This window comes from Leptothoe kymatousa TAU-MAC 1615 (assembly GCF_018739865.1).
GTDB classification, from domain to species: Bacteria; Cyanobacteriota; Cyanobacteriia; order Phormidesmidales; family Phormidesmidaceae; genus Leptothoe; species Leptothoe kymatousa.
In genome coordinates this window covers 30606-47236 of the sequence record NZ_JADOER010000005.1, presented here as the reverse complement: position 1 = coordinate 47236, position 16631 = coordinate 30606, and the positions used below count along the sequence as shown (strand labels likewise).

At 52.1% G+C, this 16631-nt stretch carries 10 protein-coding genes; 4 read left to right on the top strand and 6 right to left on the bottom strand.

The features are described 5' to 3' along the window. Positions 1 to 1973: AAA-like domain-containing protein (locus IXB28_RS07615; RefSeq protein WP_215617976.1), on the bottom strand; the 1973-nt coding region annotated here is incomplete at its 3' end. A 350-nt stretch (positions 1974 to 2323) separates the two neighbouring features. Continuing rightward, entirely contained in the window at positions 2324 to 4501 is a 2178-nt protein-coding gene (locus IXB28_RS07610) for an AAA-like domain-containing protein (RefSeq protein WP_246559686.1), read from the bottom strand. Positions 4502 to 4733: 232 nt separating this feature from the next. Between IXB28_RS07610 and IXB28_RS07605 the strand changes: the two genes are divergently transcribed. Further along, positions 4734 to 5561 carry a PHP domain-containing protein gene (locus tag IXB28_RS07605; RefSeq protein WP_215617974.1) on the top strand — a complete coding sequence of 276 codons (828 nt, stop codon included), beginning with the start codon at positions 4734 to 4736 and terminating at the stop codon, positions 5559 to 5561. Between the two features lie 83 nt (positions 5562 to 5644). Here the strand turns inward: IXB28_RS07605 and IXB28_RS07600 are convergent, their stop codons facing one another. After that, positions 5645 to 6670: a DUF6492 family protein gene (locus IXB28_RS07600; protein WP_215617973.1), complete on the bottom strand. Its 1026-nt coding sequence runs from the start codon at positions 6668 to 6670 to the stop codon at positions 5645 to 5647. A 94-nt stretch (positions 6671 to 6764) separates the two neighbouring features. After that, a complete protein-coding gene (locus tag IXB28_RS07595) occupies positions 6765 to 8540 on the bottom strand; it encodes a sedoheptulose 7-phosphate cyclase (RefSeq protein ID WP_215617972.1) in 1776 nt (591 codons plus the stop codon). 472 nt (positions 8541 to 9012) lie between these two features. On the opposite strand from IXB28_RS07595, the gene IXB28_RS07590 reads away from it, so the two are divergent. Beyond that, complete coding sequence (locus IXB28_RS07590; RefSeq protein WP_215617971.1) at positions 9013 to 10035, top strand: zinc-binding alcohol dehydrogenase family protein; 1023 nt, start codon at positions 9013 to 9015, stop codon at positions 10033 to 10035. Here the strand turns inward: IXB28_RS07590 and IXB28_RS07585 are convergent. Beyond that, entirely contained in the window at positions 10032 to 10631 is a 600-nt protein-coding gene (locus IXB28_RS07585) for a 5-formyltetrahydrofolate cyclo-ligase (RefSeq protein WP_215617970.1), read from the bottom strand. The genes IXB28_RS07590 and IXB28_RS07585 overlap by 4 nt on opposite strands. Positions 10632 to 10762: 131 nt before the next feature. On the opposite strand from IXB28_RS07585, the gene mutL reads away from it, so the two are divergent. After that, positions 10763 to 12412 carry a DNA mismatch repair endonuclease MutL gene (mutL, locus tag IXB28_RS07580; RefSeq protein WP_215618105.1) on the top strand — a complete coding sequence of 550 codons (1650 nt, stop codon included), beginning with the start codon at positions 10763 to 10765 and terminating at the stop codon, positions 12410 to 12412. A gap of 1063 nt (positions 12413 to 13475) precedes the next feature. Here mutL and miaA read toward each other — a convergent pair. Then, entirely contained in the window at positions 13476 to 14477 is a 1002-nt protein-coding gene (miaA, locus tag IXB28_RS07575) for a tRNA (adenosine(37)-N6)-dimethylallyltransferase MiaA (RefSeq protein ID WP_216862989.1), read from the bottom strand. A gap of 171 nt (positions 14478 to 14648) precedes the next feature. Here miaA and gyrB point away from each other — a divergent pair, with 171 nt between their 5' ends. Then, entirely contained in the window at positions 14649 to 16586 is a 1938-nt protein-coding gene (gyrB, locus tag IXB28_RS07570; RefSeq protein ID WP_215617969.1) for a DNA topoisomerase (ATP-hydrolyzing) subunit B, read from the top strand. Positions 16587 to 16631 lie beyond the last annotated feature (45 nt).

Here is a 16631-nt window from a genome sequence, read left to right as displayed (position 1 = left end):
CTAAAGGCGACACTCCAGACACTAGCGCTATGATCCTTTAATTGATTTTTTTCGCGAAAGCCCTGACGTGGATATGGATTATTCTGTCTTTGAGGATTGTTGAGGTTAAACGCTTTGTTATTGTAAACACCTTGCATTAGTGCAGCATTTGCTGGCAGAGAAATCTCTGCATCTGTAATATTTTCCTCCTGGACTGTCTGCCAAGCGGTAACCGCTGTAGCTAACCCTTGTAAAGGTTGTTTAGCCAATAAAAAAGCTTTAGATCCATTGGCCTGAGCCAATATTGTTTGCTCCTGAGCAATTAGAGTTTGTGCTTGTGCCAAGGTTTTCTGCGTATTAGCTTCTTCTTCCCTGGCTTCCGCTAGTGTTCGTTGTTCCGCCTCCGCTAATTGTGCTGCTTCTGCAGCCTGCCTTTGTTGTGCTTCTGCATTTCTGGCTATTTCTGCCCGTTGTGTCGCTTCCTGCGCTTCTGCCCGTCGTTGTTCTGCAATGACAGTTTGTTCTTGTGCTCGCTTAGCCTGCTTCTCTGCTTCCCGTGCTTGTTTGTCAGCTTCTATAGCTTGGTCTTGAGCTAATTGTTCATTATCAAGAGCTACTTTGGCATTATCTTCTGCACGTTTTTTCTCGTCATCGGCTCTAGCTTTTTGTGCTTTAACGTCTTCAAGGGCGGCTTTTTCACTCTTAAGTGCTCGATCAGTCTTCTTCTGTGCGGATACTGCCCATGTCCCAAACGTTAACGCCACTATCGTCACCGCAGCCAAAGTACCAATTAGCGCCCGCGCCCTTTGTAATCGCTTGACCCAATTCACCGGCAAGTGTTCCTTCACCCACCCCTCATCAAACACCTGCCGATAGATCCCATTACTCACATGCAACGACCCTTTCGTCTCATCCCGCCGCACCACCCCCGCCAGCTTCAAATGAGACTTAATCAGCGACTGTTCCTCATCCAGCACCAGCTCCCGCTCTCGCCAAATCTCCCCATACGTCGTCAACACCTCATACACCGACCCATTCCCATCCGGCGTTCGCTGGGTCAACATATCCCGCACAAACAACAGATTATTATCATTCCGCACCCCACCGCGAAAAAACAAATCCTCCACCAGCCGCTCCACCGCCGCCGCACTCCACTGGGTACGGCCACTCTCCACCACCCCCTGACACAGCCGCTGCGTCAAATACGGATGTCCCCCCGTCCATTGCAACACCCACCGCAAAATCTCTTCCGCCCCTTCCCCTTCGACTCCGCTCAGGGCAAGCCCTTTTCCCCCTATTCCCTCTGGGAAGGCTTCGCCAACGGCACCGCTCAGGGCAGGCCTTAACCCTTCCACAAACCCCTGCGCTTCTTCCCAACTAAAATCTGTTAGGTTTACCCTGCGCCCCACATTAAATGGCGTCCGCTGCGGATCGCGAATCAAATCCCCCGGTGATGCCACCCCAATCAACACCACCGACAGCCGCCCCAGCTGTTCCTTCTGCGCCCGCGCCGTATAAAAATACCGAATTGCAATAAAAAAGTCGTCCGTAAAGCCTAAGCTCAGCGTCGTATCAATCTCATCCACAAACAACACAATCCGTCCTTCCACTTCGCTCAGCAAAATCTCTTCAAAAAATCGCGTTAGCCGCTGGGTCACCCCCAGGTGATTATGCTCTTCCCACCAGTCAAAAATATCCGTATCGAGCATTAGGCTCTCGTCAATCTCGGTGAGTATCCCCAAATACCACTGCTCCGGTGTCACCGTCGTCCCAATCTTTGTCAGGTCAATAATCACCGACGTAATCTCTTCCTCCTCCAACCGTTCCGCCGTCTGCACCATCAGGCTCGACTTACCCATCTGCCGGGAGGTGAGCACATAGGCAAACTGTCCCTCACGGCAAAGCTGCAACAGCTCATCATCAGCCTTGCGGGAGAGGTAGATGCCGCCTCCGGCCTGGACAGTGCCACCAGTGGTATAAATCGAACCTGCCATGGTCAAAGCTCCTCACACACCTGATCTTGTATCCAGAACTGCAATTACTTACTCGCCGAAAAGAGAAAACCTAATCCCCTCCTGGGAGGGGCCACGGGGTGGGTTTCCCCTAGCGAATGACTTCGTAACATAGCCAACCTTTCGGAGGTCCCCTAAATCCCCCAATGCTGGGGGACTTTGAGTTTTCATCCTCCCACAAGCCTTGTGAAGAATTCCTTTCTGAAGCCCCCAGAATTGAGGGCTTGGGGGCCTGAACAATGTTTGCCCCATTGCAAATGTTGCCAACTGGTGAATTCCCCAACAGTATCTGAGTAAGGAAAGGTTGCGAATACGCTGCTGTATTTCTTTCATCAACTCAAATGCTCCCCAAAATAATCCGCATATAACTGACATCTCGGAAACACACTCTGCCCATCCCGCGACACTAGCCCTGCCCCATGCAACCGAAAATACATCACCTCGTCATCGCAGGTCTGTTCTCGCAAAATCCTTAAAAATGCTTTCACCAGTTCCTTATTGCCATACATGCGAAACAAATGATACTTAAGATGATCGCCAAAGGGACCATTCTCTTCCCGTGCTTTGGCAAATAATTCCTGGGCCATCATGCGACCACTGGCTATCAAATATAACGCCTTGCGCACCAGGTAGGGGTGCCCATTCACCAGTTTCATTAGCCGCTGTTCTTCTACCGCACTTAGGGGCGCACCGTGGCTGGCATTGAGCTGATGCACCTGTTGGGCATCAAAATCCTGCAGCCGTAGATTCTCTCCCACATTAAACGGCGACTGGTTTAGGTCTGCAATTAGCTGATAGGGCTCCGTGGAGGTTACGAATGTGAGATCAAGCTGCTTCCAGATTTTTCCGGCGGCACTGGGTCTGGCCCGCTGGTTATGCCAGCTGCGCAACATGCTAAAAAAGTCATTGCGAAATGGCGTATCAAAGATGCGCTCCACTTCGTCCATGGCTAGCACCAGGGGCTGGTCCAGATTTTTGAGGATATGCCTACCCACGTAGCGGGTACACCGCTGCGGATTGCCCAGGTTCTTTTTCCAGTAGGTTTCCACTTCGTCGTTCATATCTAGCTCATCGGTGAGCCAAAAGCAAAACTGTTGGTAAAACTCATCCGCATCTTGCAAGGCGGCCCGGTCAAATAGTTGAAAATCTAGAAAGGCAATTTGTTTGCCCGCTTCCACCGAAGCTTCCATAATTCTGTTTAGCAATGAGCTTTTGCCCATTTGCCGAGGGCCTTTGATGGTCATGGTCACCCCCTGCTGCTGGATCACATTTAGGGCAATCTGGTCGCAGTGCCGCTCGATGTAAAAATCCGAGGCGGTGTCCATGGTGCCTTCGGGCAGTTCCAGGTTGGCAGTTTTCACCGGCTGGGCCACCGGCAGCGGCTGGGGAATATCGGGTTTGGGCGGAATTTTTATAATCTCTGCCTTGCGCCGCTCATCAATGGATAGCAACCCACCGGCAATGGCCTGCTCCAGTTCTGCGATCAGCCCTGGTGTATCCGCCTCGCTATCCCACAGCGCCCAGTTAATTGGGTTTAGATATACGCTCAAGGGATGCTGAAACGGTTCGCGATACCCCAACCGCACGGGCAAAATTCTGGGTTTGCCGCCGTTGTCCTCAGCGATTTTATGGGCTAGCTCAAGTTCCTGCAGCACCATTTCGCTATGCACCGACTGGGCCGATAGTAAAACGATCAGCGCATCGGCCTGGCGAATTTCTTTTTCGATTTGTTCCACCCAGCGGGTGCCCACCAGCATTTGCTGGTCGATAAATACCGAGCTGTTTTGCTGGAGCGCTGCATGTAGCTGCAAGGCAATCCCTTCATCGGTGGCCACATTGCGCTTGTAGCTGATAAATACCCGCTTTTTTTGAATGTTGGCTGGGGTTGGGGCCTTTTCCAATGGTGGGCATTGCCCACCCTCCGGGGTTTGCCCCTTCACCTTTACCCCTTCCCCCTTCATCCGTAAAACCGGCGTCTCTTCCTCCGGTATCCCCTCCGCCCCAATGCCCACTAACCCAAACTCAAAGGCATCGCCATAGCTGCGGCCATAGCCCAATCCGTCATAAAACCCCTCGGCAAATTTAATCGATGCCTGGTCGCCAATGGCATCATTCATGCCGATCACATGGTCCACATGCTCCAAAATGGCATCGGCCTGGGCTACGGAATGGCAGGCATTGAGCAAGACGCATTCTACGCCGCCACAGAGGCGAAATAGCCGGGTCAGCGTCGCGGTGCTAATGAGCTTGGCCACACCGTTTTTATCTTCAAAGGCCAGCCCCCGTGACCCTACACCATGGCCTGAGAAGTGAACTATGTGGGGTTTGTGCTGCAAAAGGTGCCGATGTAGATCGCCTGTGCGTACGGCGGGTTCAATAATTAGCTCAAAGTTGGCACGGCCCTCCGAAAGCTTTAGGGCTTCCTTAATCTGACGAATTTCTTCATCCAGACGCAGCTCAGTTGTATCTTTTGGATTGACTGCCAAGATTAGAATTTTTCGGGGACCCATAGGTGAGCTGCAATCACGTATGGACATACTACACAGGCAATTTAATAAATATCGAGTTGTATCAACAAATCATTATTTTTTCCAGTTGGGGTATGGGGCGCGAAATCCGTCCATAATTGAGGTGGGTCCTAATCGCTAGGGCAGCTACGCCGCTTGCTGATCTGATCCTGGCCAGTTACAAGGCCAGCCCCTACAGGGTTTTCCCCTTTTTTCCCCTTTCCTAATTTGCAAAATGCTTGAACTTCACTGCCACACCACATTTTCCGATGGCACCCTTACCCCACAGCAACTAGTCGAGCGGGCGGTGGCAAAAGGTGTCAAGGCGCTGGCCATTACTGACCATGACACGATTTTTGGTTGGCAAGAAGCACGCACAGCCGCCCAACCCCACGGGTTAGAGATTGTGCCGGGCATTGAACTGAGCACCACCTACAATGATCGCTCCATGCACATTCTTGGGTTTTATCCCAATCCTGAAAAACTGCAAACTCCCCTAAATGCGCGCATTGAAGGACGTCATCGGCGGGCCAGGAAAATGGTGGATAGGCTGGCTGAATTGGGCTTTCCCATCGATCTGCCCCCCATGCCTGGCAGCATGGCCCCCGGTCGGCCCCACATTGCCAATGCGCTGGTGGCTGCAGGCCATGTCACATCTGCCCAAGAAGCATTTCAGCGGTTTATTGGCGACCATGGCCCAGCCTATGTGCCCTACGAAAAATTTACTGCTGCGGAGGGGATTGCGCTGCTGCGAAGCTGTGGTGCCGTACCCGTATGGGCCCACCCCTACTTATTCCGAGGCGGCATTGTGGACGAAGTTTTACCTGAGCTGGTGAAGGCGGGGCTGATGGGGGTGGAGGTCTACCACCCTCAGCACAGCTTTAGCGAGGAAGCAGTGCTAGCAGATTTGTGTAAGCAGTATGACCTGTTGATGACCGGTGGCAGTGACTACCACGGTCCCCAGAAGAAACCGAAGCCGGGCAGCGTGGACCTGAATAGTTTGAAACTGCCCTTGGAGTTGTTGGATGTGGTGAAGCAGGCGGCGACGGGGCTGGCAGGGTAAGGGAGGGGCTACAGGAGTGCCTATTTTGAATCGGGCATCCTGAAATTGGCTTTGGTACAAGCAGGCTTTCCCCTTGTTTTTAATTAAACTGTTGCCGTTTCTGCTGCCATCCTGGGATTCCAGCGGGAGCGCGTTTCTTCGATGTGCATATTTTCGCTATTCTTTTTTAGATGGCGAGGGCTGCTTTCGAAGGCGATGGATGAGGGTAGATTGTCTTCTCCATATTCAGCCCGAATAAATGCATTCACTTCCTCGTAGGAAGGTGAAAATGCTGTGTCGGTTGCATCTTCTCTTGAGAGATGCTTTTTCAGGGTGGTGGAGAACATGGCAGTGCCATCGTCAAAGAAACGCTCGGTGGTCTCGCCGTATTGTTTGTAAGGATAAAAGGAGACGGATTCGGGTGCTTGGACAGCTGCCCAGGAAATATAGGCCCAATACTCGCTAAATGTGCCAAAATCATTGGCGGAACGCATCATCAATGATAGCCAGCTTTGGTCGGACTTGTAATATTGCTTGACCTGGGCGGCGAAGGATTGGAGATATTCTTGCTTAAACCACATGTGGTGGGGAACAAAGGTGCCCACTGCATCAGTCAAGGGGGTGACCCCTAAAACAGATTCAATCCAGGTGCCCCATTTATTGACGATGGCTGGATTGCCATAGGCGTTGTGTTGCAGCAGGGCAAAAACATGTTCAGTATTGTTACCTTGCCCACGGATGGCTGGCCAGGTAGCTGCGGGCAGTAGGTCGCTATCCCACACTAAATACCATTCGCTGAGGTCAGGAATACCTTCGAAGGCTCCTAGCTTGAGGAGCTGCTGATAGAACCAACCAGGGTTGTAGAGAGATTTTCCTAGGTTGAGTTCTTCGCAAATTGCTGTTTTTGTGAGCCCAGTGTTGGCTTGGAAGAAGATTTCTTCGTTATGGATGTGTAGGGGGGCTGTTTGCCAATTTTTGGAGACATTTTGCAATGGCTCTACTTCATTTGGCAGGGTGATGATATGGATGGCACGGGGGCTATAGTGAGTTGTTAGTCCTTCTAAAACGGCTCGGGTGTTCCAGCGAGTGCGGAATAGGGGGATAACAATGTCAAATGTTTCTGGTGCCATGGTGGGTGTCTCAAAGCGTGGGGACGATTAGGACTGAAAATGATGCGTAGGGGCACTGCATGCAGTGCCCCTACACGGCTATCAGGAGAGTGTTCTAAACAGGGGAGAGAACCTCTGGGGTTTCGGTGGCGTGGGTTTTGACGGTTTCCATCAGGCTGTGGCCCACAGTGGATGGATCTTCTAGGCCGACATCGCTGCACAGTGGATCAATACCCAGACCTTGCCGTGGGTAGTCTTGGCAAATTTGGCGGTAGGTGTTGATGGCTTCGTTCAGTTCTTCCTGGGACATGGTGTTGAGGTAACCGCACTTACCAATGGCTCCCTTGGGTAGGGGCGCTGCCAAGTTGCCGCCACGTTTCTCAACGATTTTCTCTTGGGAGGCCCAGACGGTTTCCTTGTTCAGCAGAACATCGTTCCAGAGGCTGAGGCCGAAGGAGCTGATGAGCTTCAGAATGCGATGGAATTCCTCGGCTGTGATCCAATTGTCGCGGTAGCTGACGTAGGCGCCAAAGCCCATCCCGATGGCGACGGCGTGACCGTGGAGCAAACCTGCTTCGATTTCGAAGCCAGGAGACCAGGTATGGCCGTAGGCATGGGGACGACATTGGTGCGTTTCGTAGAGGTTGTCGTATTCTGCCTCTACATAGCTCCTAAGGGCGGCACCCAGAATTTTTTGGGAAAGAACGCTAATTTTGGCATTGGGCTCACAGTTGAGAGTGCCAAAACGGGTTTCGATCAGTTCTGGGCCAGCCTGTTCTAGATACTCAAACAGCTCCAAGTTTTTGACGGTTGCCATTTTGATGATTTCGGCAATGCCGTGCCGTAGCCAGCCTTGGCGCAGGGTCTTGAAGAAAGAGCGGTCGGTGAGGGATAGAACAGGGGCGTGGTAAGCGCCAAAGAGATTTTTGTAGCCAAAGCCATCGCAGCAGGTGCGGGGAGATGGACCGGCGTCAATACCGGCCACAATAGACGTGGAAAGCATGACGTAGGGCGTATTGCGGTGGTAGAGCGCGCAGGCAAGACCGCCCGTGTCGGTGAGCACACCCCCGCCGATAATGAGTACGGGCTCATTCCGGCAGACGCCAATCATTTTGAAGTCTCCCAACATCCGTTCTACGGTGTGGATGCCTTTGTCGACTTCCATGGCACGGTAAATTAACTTTTCTAGATGAATACCGTGGTGGTTGAAGTACTGTTCGATTTGTTCGCCGTAGTAGCTTTCGACATTTTGGTCGACTAGGCAAACACAGCGTCCGTGGGCAATGTACATATCCCGCAGAACTGTTTCTTCGGGGTCTAAGCAGTTCTCGACAACACGAATCGATGTGAAGGTACGTGAGGTCATCACGGCTTCGATGATTTGGTCGTCGCCGGTGCTGACTACGTGGGCTTCACTCTCGCGGTAGCTTGAGGTGGGATAGATGGCGTGGGGATTTTCGTCGACAAGGTTCGCTGCCAAGTCTTGGTAGAACTTGCTGTCGGCGCTACGAAGCAGACGCTCTAGCAGTTTGTTTCCGCCCACGTTGGACTGGTGAACTCGGGTTGCAAACTGAGTCCACTCGGTGCCGGCGTCTGGACTGAAGGCGGAAATCACCTCAGCCAGTAAGCCAAAGAAACGACCAATGGAGAAATTGAGACAACTGCGCAAACTACGACAGGCGGATAAACCTGCGATCGCATCTGCTGCTGCAAATTCTTTCCCTAATTCTTCAGAGAAAGCGGGACTGTTCACGAATGCCAGAATCAAGTCTCTGAAAAATGCTCTGCAGCAAACTGCTTCGAGCGAATCATCCAGATTTGTATAGGTTAAGGGTTCACTGTCGTATGCCGAAATGAACGCCTTAACAGCCGAAGTTGTGTTGTTTGCCATTGTTGTTCCGAGAAAAATAGCAACCGCAATATAATAATCTTTACACTAGCAGACAAAATCACAAAAACCGTAACAAAATCACCGAAGAAAAAAAGTTTGTGATTTACCTTGCAGTAGGTAACGTAGGCTACACCGGAAGGGATTGTCCGTGGGTTATGAAGACATGGAGAACAGAATTTTATTTTCTTGTAGAATAAGCGAAAAGCTTTTGTAGTCTATGTCCTGCCTTTGTGTCTTAGGTATATAACCACATCGTTGTGTAGTTAGTCTGTTAGCTAAAAGACGTTTTGGAGAGTCTTCTCAAAATGGCGGCTGTACTTTATGCTGATATGCTTTGGCGTTGCTTCAGGTGACGTTCTAAAGGCCGTAGACTCAAATTTAGTGGTTTGGTGCTGTATGCGCCCTATCTCCCCTTGATTCAGTAAAATGCAACGTTGTCGGTTTGTGGTTTGAAAAGTTGGTGGGGTGAAGCATGAAAGGGTTGGGCGTTACTCGGTTTTTACCTGTGGATCAGGCTGGATGTTTTGTTGAGCATGTCTTAGGTGCAGAACCTCCCAAGGGGCGCGATTTGCAGGTTCACATTAAGGCGGTTTCAGTCAACCCCATCGACTGTAAAATGCGAGCATCCGTGGCAGGGGAACTGTCAGTGCCGAAAATTCTTGGGTGGGATGCATCTGGCGTAGTAACGGCGGTGGGGCCAGATGTTACCTTGTTTCGGCCTGGGGATGAGGTGTATTACGCCGGTAGTATTTCCCGGCCGGGGTGTAACAGTGAATATCACTTGGTGGATGAGCGCATTGTTGGGCGTAAGCCCGGGGGCTTGAGCCATGGGGAAGCGGCGGCGCTGCCATTGACCACAATTACCGCTTGGGAGTCTTTGTTCGAACGGTTGTTGATTCCCTTAGATCCGCAACACAATGCTGGGACCTCTATTTTGATTATTGGCGCGGCTGGCGGCGTGGGTTCCATGGCCATTCAGTTGGCAAAATATGCTGGGCTAACGGTGGTGGCGACAGCCTCTCGGGATGTTTCTAAGCGGTGGTGTTTGCAGTTGGGGGCTGATTTTTGCCTCGATCATCAGCGGCATTTGGTGGCGGAGCTGGATCGGGTTGACCTGGCGGGGGTGAACTATATTCTCTGTCTCAATGATGTGAATTATTACTGGCAGGCAATGGCGGATATAATTCAGCCCCAGGGACGAATTTGTGCGGTTGTTTCGGCGAAAGAACCCCTTGATCTGACTGTTTTAAAGAATAAGAGTGTTGGCTTTGCCTGGGAGTTTATGTTCACCAAGGCCATGTATGAAACGGACGACATGGTTTCCCAGCATGAATTGCTGAATCGGGTGGCTGATTTGGTGGAGCGAGGGATTATAAAAACAACCATGACCGAACAGGGTGGACCCCTGACGGCGGCTAATTTGGCGCGCGCGCACCAACGGGTGGAGTCGGGGCAAATGGTTGGTAAATATGTGCTGTCGGGGTTTGGTGCTTAGCTGGATAAAAATAGACCGCTTTCGGTGCAAATGCCGCTCAGGGGTTTATCCCAGCTATTCTTAGGGATTTTGGGCAGGCGGGCAAATTCAAACACAATGCCAATGGTGGTTTTGCCTTGCCAGCAGGGTTGGGCCAGCATGCGATCGTAGAATCCGCCGCCATAGCCCAGGCGATAGCCGCGCACATCGCAGCCCACGGCGGGCACTAAGATTAAATCGACTTTGTGGGGGTCCACCTGGGGCGATGTGGCATCGGGTTCGGTGATGCCGTAGGTGCCCGATTTGAGCGGCCAACTACAGCTGGGAAACCAGCGATGCCAAATTAGGTCTTTGTCTTGGCATCGGGGTAGCCCCCAGGAACGTTGTTTTGCCAGCAGGGTGCCTAGGTCGGGTTCGTTGCGAAAGCTGCAGTAGGCTAAAACAGTGCGGGCCGATTGAAACCGCGACCACTGGTTGATGTGAGTGCAGATGCGATCGCATTTTTGTTGCCACACCTGGGGCGGCATCGCCTGCCGTGCCTTCAGCAAAGAGCGACGCATCTTCGCCTTTTGGGTCTGAATTTTAGCGATGGAATTGGGGGTGTAGGTGTCCGACATTATGGGCGAATCCCGGCTGAAGTGCAGCCATGGTACATCAGAGGGCGAATTAGGAATTCGGAATTTAGAATTAGGAATTCCTAATTTTCGCGATAATTTGGGAATGCATCATTTTTCAGGGAGCCTGCACCATTACCACTGATTCCATTATTCAGCGTTTGTCCCAGGAGGTGATCAGCCTGATCGCGGCTGGAGAGGTGATTGACTCTCTGTCGGCGGTGGTGCGTGAACTATCGGAAAATGCCCTGGATGCGGGAGCGACGCGCATTACGATTCACCTGTGGCCCGAGATTTGGCGGGTGCGGGTGACGGACAATGGCGCAGGTATCGTGCGAGAAGATTTAGAACAGGCCGCCACCGCCCATAGCACCAGCAAAATTCGTACCTGTGATGATCTGAGTCAGATTCACAGTCTTGGGTTTAGGGGGGAAGCGCTCCATAGTTTGGCCCAGCTATCGGAGTTGGAAATTCGTAGCCGAGGGGCGGACGGTGGCGGCTGGCGGGTGGTTTACGACGCCGAAGGGATGATCCTAGAAATCGAAGAAGTTGCGATCGCTCCGGGCACGGTGGTAACGGCCAACAATCTGTTTGCCCGCTTGCCCAACCGCCGTCAGGTATTGCCATCCGTTCCCCAGCAGCTACGGCAGGTGCAACAAACGGTGCAGCAGTTGGCCCTGTGCCATCCCCAGGTTACCTGGCAGGTAGCCCAGGGAGAAAAAGATTGGTTTACCCTATGGCCGGGGAGCAGTGCAAAATCTGTTTTACCCCAGCTGCTGCGGGATGTGGCCGTCCACGATTTAGAACAAATTAGTCTCGATGCTGATGAGCTAGGCTGCCATGGCCAGTTAGACCTATTAGTGGGTCTGCCGGATCGGTGCCATCGGCGGCGGCCCGATTGGGTGCGGGTGGCCATTAATGGCCGTACGGTGACCGCGCCAATTTTGGTGCAATCGTTAATTTATAACTTTCGCCGCACCCTGCCCCGCGATCGCTACCCGGTGTGTTTTTTACATTTGCAAGTGCCCGCCGTCCAGGTAGATTGGAACCGCAATCCGGCCAAGTCCGAGATTTATTTACAGGATACGGACGCATGGTGCGATCGGATCGCCATTGCCGTGGAAAAAGCACTGCGCTTATCTAACCTGGCTGACGATGCCTATACCCAGCGTACAAAACAACTCTTCAAAACCGCCGAAGCCCCTGAAAAATATGGCGTCCACCGCCAAGACTTACCCAGCCAGTTAAAGGCCGTGGCCCAGGTGCAAGACACCTATATTGTGGCCGAGCATCCTGGCGGGGTGTGTCTGGTGGAGCAGCACATTGCCCACGAGCGGGTGCTTTACGAACGCATTCAAGCAGCCTGGCAGACCGTACCCATCGAACCGGCCATCATTTTAAGCCAGCTCACCAGTCGCCAGGTAGAACAGCTACGGCGCCTGAGTTTAGATATAGATTTATTTGGAGAGAATCTGTGGGCGGTGCGTACGGTGCCGGTGCCCTTAGCAAACCGAGAAGATTGTGCCGAGGCCCTACTGGAGCTAAGCCTGGGGGGGGATGTGGAAAGTGCCATGGTGGCCACCGCCTGTCGCACCGCGATTCGCAATGGCACACCGTTGGAGTTGGCGGCCATGCAAGAACTCTTGGAAGATTGGCAGCGGACCAAGAATCCAAGAACCTGTCCCCATGGTCGGCCGATTTGTTTGACCTTAGAGGAGTCTAGTTTGTCGCGGTATTTTCGGCGGCATTGGGTGATTGGGAAGAGTCATGGGTTGAGGAGTTAGGGGTGGTCTTGTGTTTGCCCGAGGATAACGTGGGTGATTTATCGATATTTATTTTGTTTTTAGATAAGTGGTTCTAGTCGTTGGTCTATGAGTAAGGGATTGCTCAGGGATTTCCTCCCTTTTTGGAAATATCAACGCTATCCCAATCAAGCGTATTGGGTTTCCCCTCCTGATCTGGGGAACTCGACTTCCCCAGGCCCCTCGCACGAGAGGTGGGTGGGGGAATGGCTAGGAGTGGTTGCACTGGGGTGTGGTTGGGTGGATTACGCTGTTCCGCGTTCGCTCCACACCGTAAAAGGGATAGGTTTTCTAATCTTTTTGGCAGTTTGTTGGGTAACTGCGAATCTAAAAATAATCGAAATATTTTTCTGTGGGTCTCGATAACTTTAAGCCTCGATCCCTTAGATCACCCTGTTTAGAATTTTGCGCGACCGAGCGCAAAATTCTAAACCGCTTTACCGACGACCCCTCAACCCAATTTGCCACATTCCCAAACCCTCTAGTCCGCCGGGTCTTAGGGCGGCGGTTTCCGCCCTAACCATGGGGGTTTGGGGAACTCGGAGGGACCCCAAGCAACCGGTTTTGCTCCCTTTCCGATCCGAGAAAACCCAATTCCCCTTGCAAATACCCCCAAACCTTCCCAATTAATTCAGGATCATTGCTATCAAACCACTCAATCGCCCTTTCCTTCCTAAACCAAGTCCTTAGGCGTCTGCATGAAAATAATCTACCTCTTTGAGACATGTTTGAGGTGTGCTGTCCCCCTTACGTTGGCGAAGCCTGCCCTTCGGGCTTAGGGGGACTTACAGGGGGTTATCGACAGTTAGCGCTATCGGTCCAGACCCCTCCGCCTACGGCACCTCCCCTTAAGAAGGGGAGGAGGTCCTACGACATATTCTGTGATGGGGATTTTATTTATGTGCATTCCCCTTAGATCACCCTTTTTAGAATTGTGCGCGACCGAGCGCACAATTCTAAACCGCTTTACCGACGACCCCTCAACCCAATTTGCCACATTCCCAAACCCTCTAGTCCGCCGGGTCTTAGGGCGGCGGTTTCCGCCCTAACCATGGGGGTTTGGGGAACTCGGAGGGACCCCAAGCAACCGGTTTTGCTCCCTCTCCGATCCGAGAAAACCCAATTCCCCTTGCAAATACCCCCAAACCTTCCCAATTAATTCAGGATCATTGCTATCAAACCACTCAATCGCCCTTTCTTTCCTAAACCAAGTCCTTTGCCGCTTCGCAAACTGCTGCGTATGCCTCACCGTCAACATAATCGCCTCAGCTAACGTAATATCCCCAGCCAAATACTGCTTAATCTCCGCATAGCCCAATGTATTTAGTAGCGACAAATCCCCACCGTAACGATTGATCAACCTTTCCACCTCATCCACAAACCCAGCGTCTATCATTTGGTGGGTGCGTCGCTCAATCCGCTGGCGCAGGTCTTCACCGCAGTCTAATCCTATGTAAACCATGGAATAGTTCGGTGGATTTTCCCCCTGCTGGTCTGAAATGGGTTGACCAGTGGCGTAATAAACCTCTAATGCGCGCAGGGTGCGAACAGCATCATTGGGATGGATGCGTTGGGTAGCAGCGGGATCGACCTGTTGTAAAAATGCATAACATTGCGGTTGGCCTAAGGTCCCTAACTGCTGACGCAGGGTTTCCTGGGGAGCAACTTTAGGAATGATTAGCCCCTTTGCGATCGCATTGACGTACAACCCAGTGCCACCGACCAAAAAGGGCATTTGCCCTTGGCCTCGATGAATGTCACAGATCAACCGTTGAGCCTCCCCCTGGTAATCTGCCACCGTCAGAGTTGCTGTCGGTTTACATATATCAATTAAATAATGGGGCACTAAATCTTGGTCCGCTTTGCTCGGTTTAGCGGTGCCAATATCAAATTCTTTATATACTTGCCGCGAATCGGCTCCCAAAATTACCCCGTTTAGTCGTTGAGCCAGCTGTAAAGCTAAGCCAGATTTACCCGATGCCGTGGGGCCAACGACTATAATCAGAGATGGTACATAGGAACTATTTTGGAAACTCTCTATAGCCAACGAAAAACGCCTAAATATTCTGTGTGTAAAATTTTTTGATCCATCCCTAATAAATATGGCTTCTAAAATCCATTCAGAATCCGTTTTAACCCCTTTGTGCTAGAATCCGAGGGCACAATTTCATTTCTAACGCTACTGCGGCTTTGCGACCGTCTTAGGAGATAGGAAAGCATGACAACCAACTATGGTGCTGATCAGATTCAGGTGCTTGAGGGCCTGGAGCCTGTGCGCAAGCGACCGGGGATGTATATCGGTACCACCGGGCCGCGGGGTTTGCACCATTTAGTTTACGAGGTTGTTGACAACTCCGTTGACGAAGCTCTAGCAGGCTATTGTAAGACGATTACCATCGATTTGAATCGAGATGGTTCGGTTACGGTCACCGATGATGGCCGGGGAATTCCCACTGATGTGCATTCTCGCACCGGTAAGTCGGCCCTAGAAACGGTGATGACCGTCCTCCACGCCGGGGGTAAGTTTGGCGGCGGCGGCTACAAGGTATCCGGGGGGCTCCACGGTGTGGGTGTGTCCGTGGTCAATGCCCTATCTGAATGGGTAGAAGTGACCGTCTGGCGGAATAAGAAAGAACATGTGCAGCGCTATGAGCGCGGCGAAGCCCAGGGGGAACTGAAAATAGAAAGCGGAGCGGGCGATCGCACCGGTACTTCTGTCACCTTTCAGCCCGACAACACCATCTTTACTGAAACCGTTGAGTTTGACTACAACACCCTGGCGGGGCGTTTGCGGGAACTGGCCTATTTGAATGCGGGCGTCGATATTACCTTCACCGACCATCGTCTAGAGCTGCTTAAGACCGATGCGCCCAAGATCAACCGCTACTACTATGAAGGCGGTATTCGGGAATACGTTGAATATATTAATAAAGAGAAGCAGCATATCCATCCGGACATTATTTATGTCACCGGTGAGAAAAATGGGGTGCAGGTGGAAGCGGCCCTGCAATGGTCCGTGGATGCCTACTCGGATAACCTGATGGGCTTTGCCAACAACATTCGCACCGTGGATGGCGGCACCCACCTGGAGGGTTTAAAGGCGGTGCTCACCCGCACCATGAATAACTTTGCCCGTAAGCGCAACAAGCGGAAGGACAACGAGTCTAACCTGGCGGGGGAAAATATTCGGGAAGGTCTGACGGCGGTGATTTCGGTGAAGGTGCCGGAGCCTGAATTTGAGGGCCAGACTAAAACCAAGCTGGGGAATACCGAGGTGCGCGGCATTGTGGATTCGCTGATTGGTGAAACCCTGAGCGAGTATCTCGACTTCAACCCCAGTGTGGTGGACTCGATTTTAGAGAAGGCCATCCAATCCTTTAATGCGGCGGAAGCGGCCCGCCGGGCCCGCGATCTGGTGCGACGTAAGTCGGTGCTAGAGTCGTCTACACTGCCGGGTAAGCTGGCGGACTGTAGCTCCCGTGACCCGGCAGAATCGGAAATCTTTATCGTAGAGGGGGATTCTGCGGGGGGTAGTGCCAAGCAAGGTCGCGATCGCAGATTCCAAGCGATTTTGCCCCTGCGAGGCAAGATTCTCAACATTGAGAAAACCGACGATGCCAAGATTTATAAAAACAACGAGGTCCAGTCGTTAATTACGGCCCTGGGTTTAGGCATCAAGGGCGAAGAATTTGACTCAGCCCAGCTGCGCTACCATCGCATTTGTCTGATGACAGACGCGGACGTAGACGGTGCCCACATTCGTACCCTGTTGCTCACATTCTTCTACCGCTACCAGCGATCGCTGATCGATCAAGGCTTTGTGTATATCGCCTGCCCGCCGCTGTACAAACTAGAGCGCGGTAAAAATCACACCTATTGCTATAGCGAGCAGGAACTACAGCGAGGTATCCGCGCCCTGCCCGACAATGCCAAGTACAATGTGCAGCGATTTAAGGGTTTGGGTGAGATGATGCCCCAGCAGCTATGGGATACCACCATGAACCCAGAGACCCGCACCCTGAAAAAGGTCGAAATTGAAGACGCTGCCGAGGCAGAGCGCATATTTACCGTGCTCATGGGTGACCGAGTCGCCCCCCGCCGTGAGTTTATTGAAACCTACGGTCCGAAGCTGAATATGGCAGATTTGGATATTTAGATCAGCTCTAGGTGCCGCTGGCGTTTGTTTCTCTCCATGAGAAAC

Coding starts and splice junctions, on each gene's coding strand:
- IXB28_RS07610 (WP_246559686.1), bottom strand. CDS start 4,501: ATGGGTCCCCGAAAAATTCTAATCTTGGCAGTCAATCCAAAAGATACA.
- IXB28_RS07605 (WP_215617974.1), top strand. CDS start 4,734: ATGCTTGAACTTCACTGCCACACCACATTTTCCGATGGCACCCTTACC.
- IXB28_RS07595 (WP_215617972.1), bottom strand. CDS start 8,540: ATGGCAAACAACACAACTTCGGCTGTTAAGGCGTTCATTTCGGCATAC.
- IXB28_RS07600 (WP_215617973.1), bottom strand. CDS start 6,670: ATGGCACCAGAAACATTTGACATTGTTATCCCCCTATTCCGCACTCGC.
- IXB28_RS07590 (WP_215617971.1), top strand. CDS start 9,013: ATGAAAGGGTTGGGCGTTACTCGGTTTTTACCTGTGGATCAGGCTGGA.
- IXB28_RS07585 (WP_215617970.1), bottom strand. CDS start 10,631: ATGTCGGACACCTACACCCCCAATTCCATCGCTAAAATTCAGACCCAA.
- gyrB (WP_215617969.1), top strand. CDS start 14,649: ATGACAACCAACTATGGTGCTGATCAGATTCAGGTGCTTGAGGGCCTG.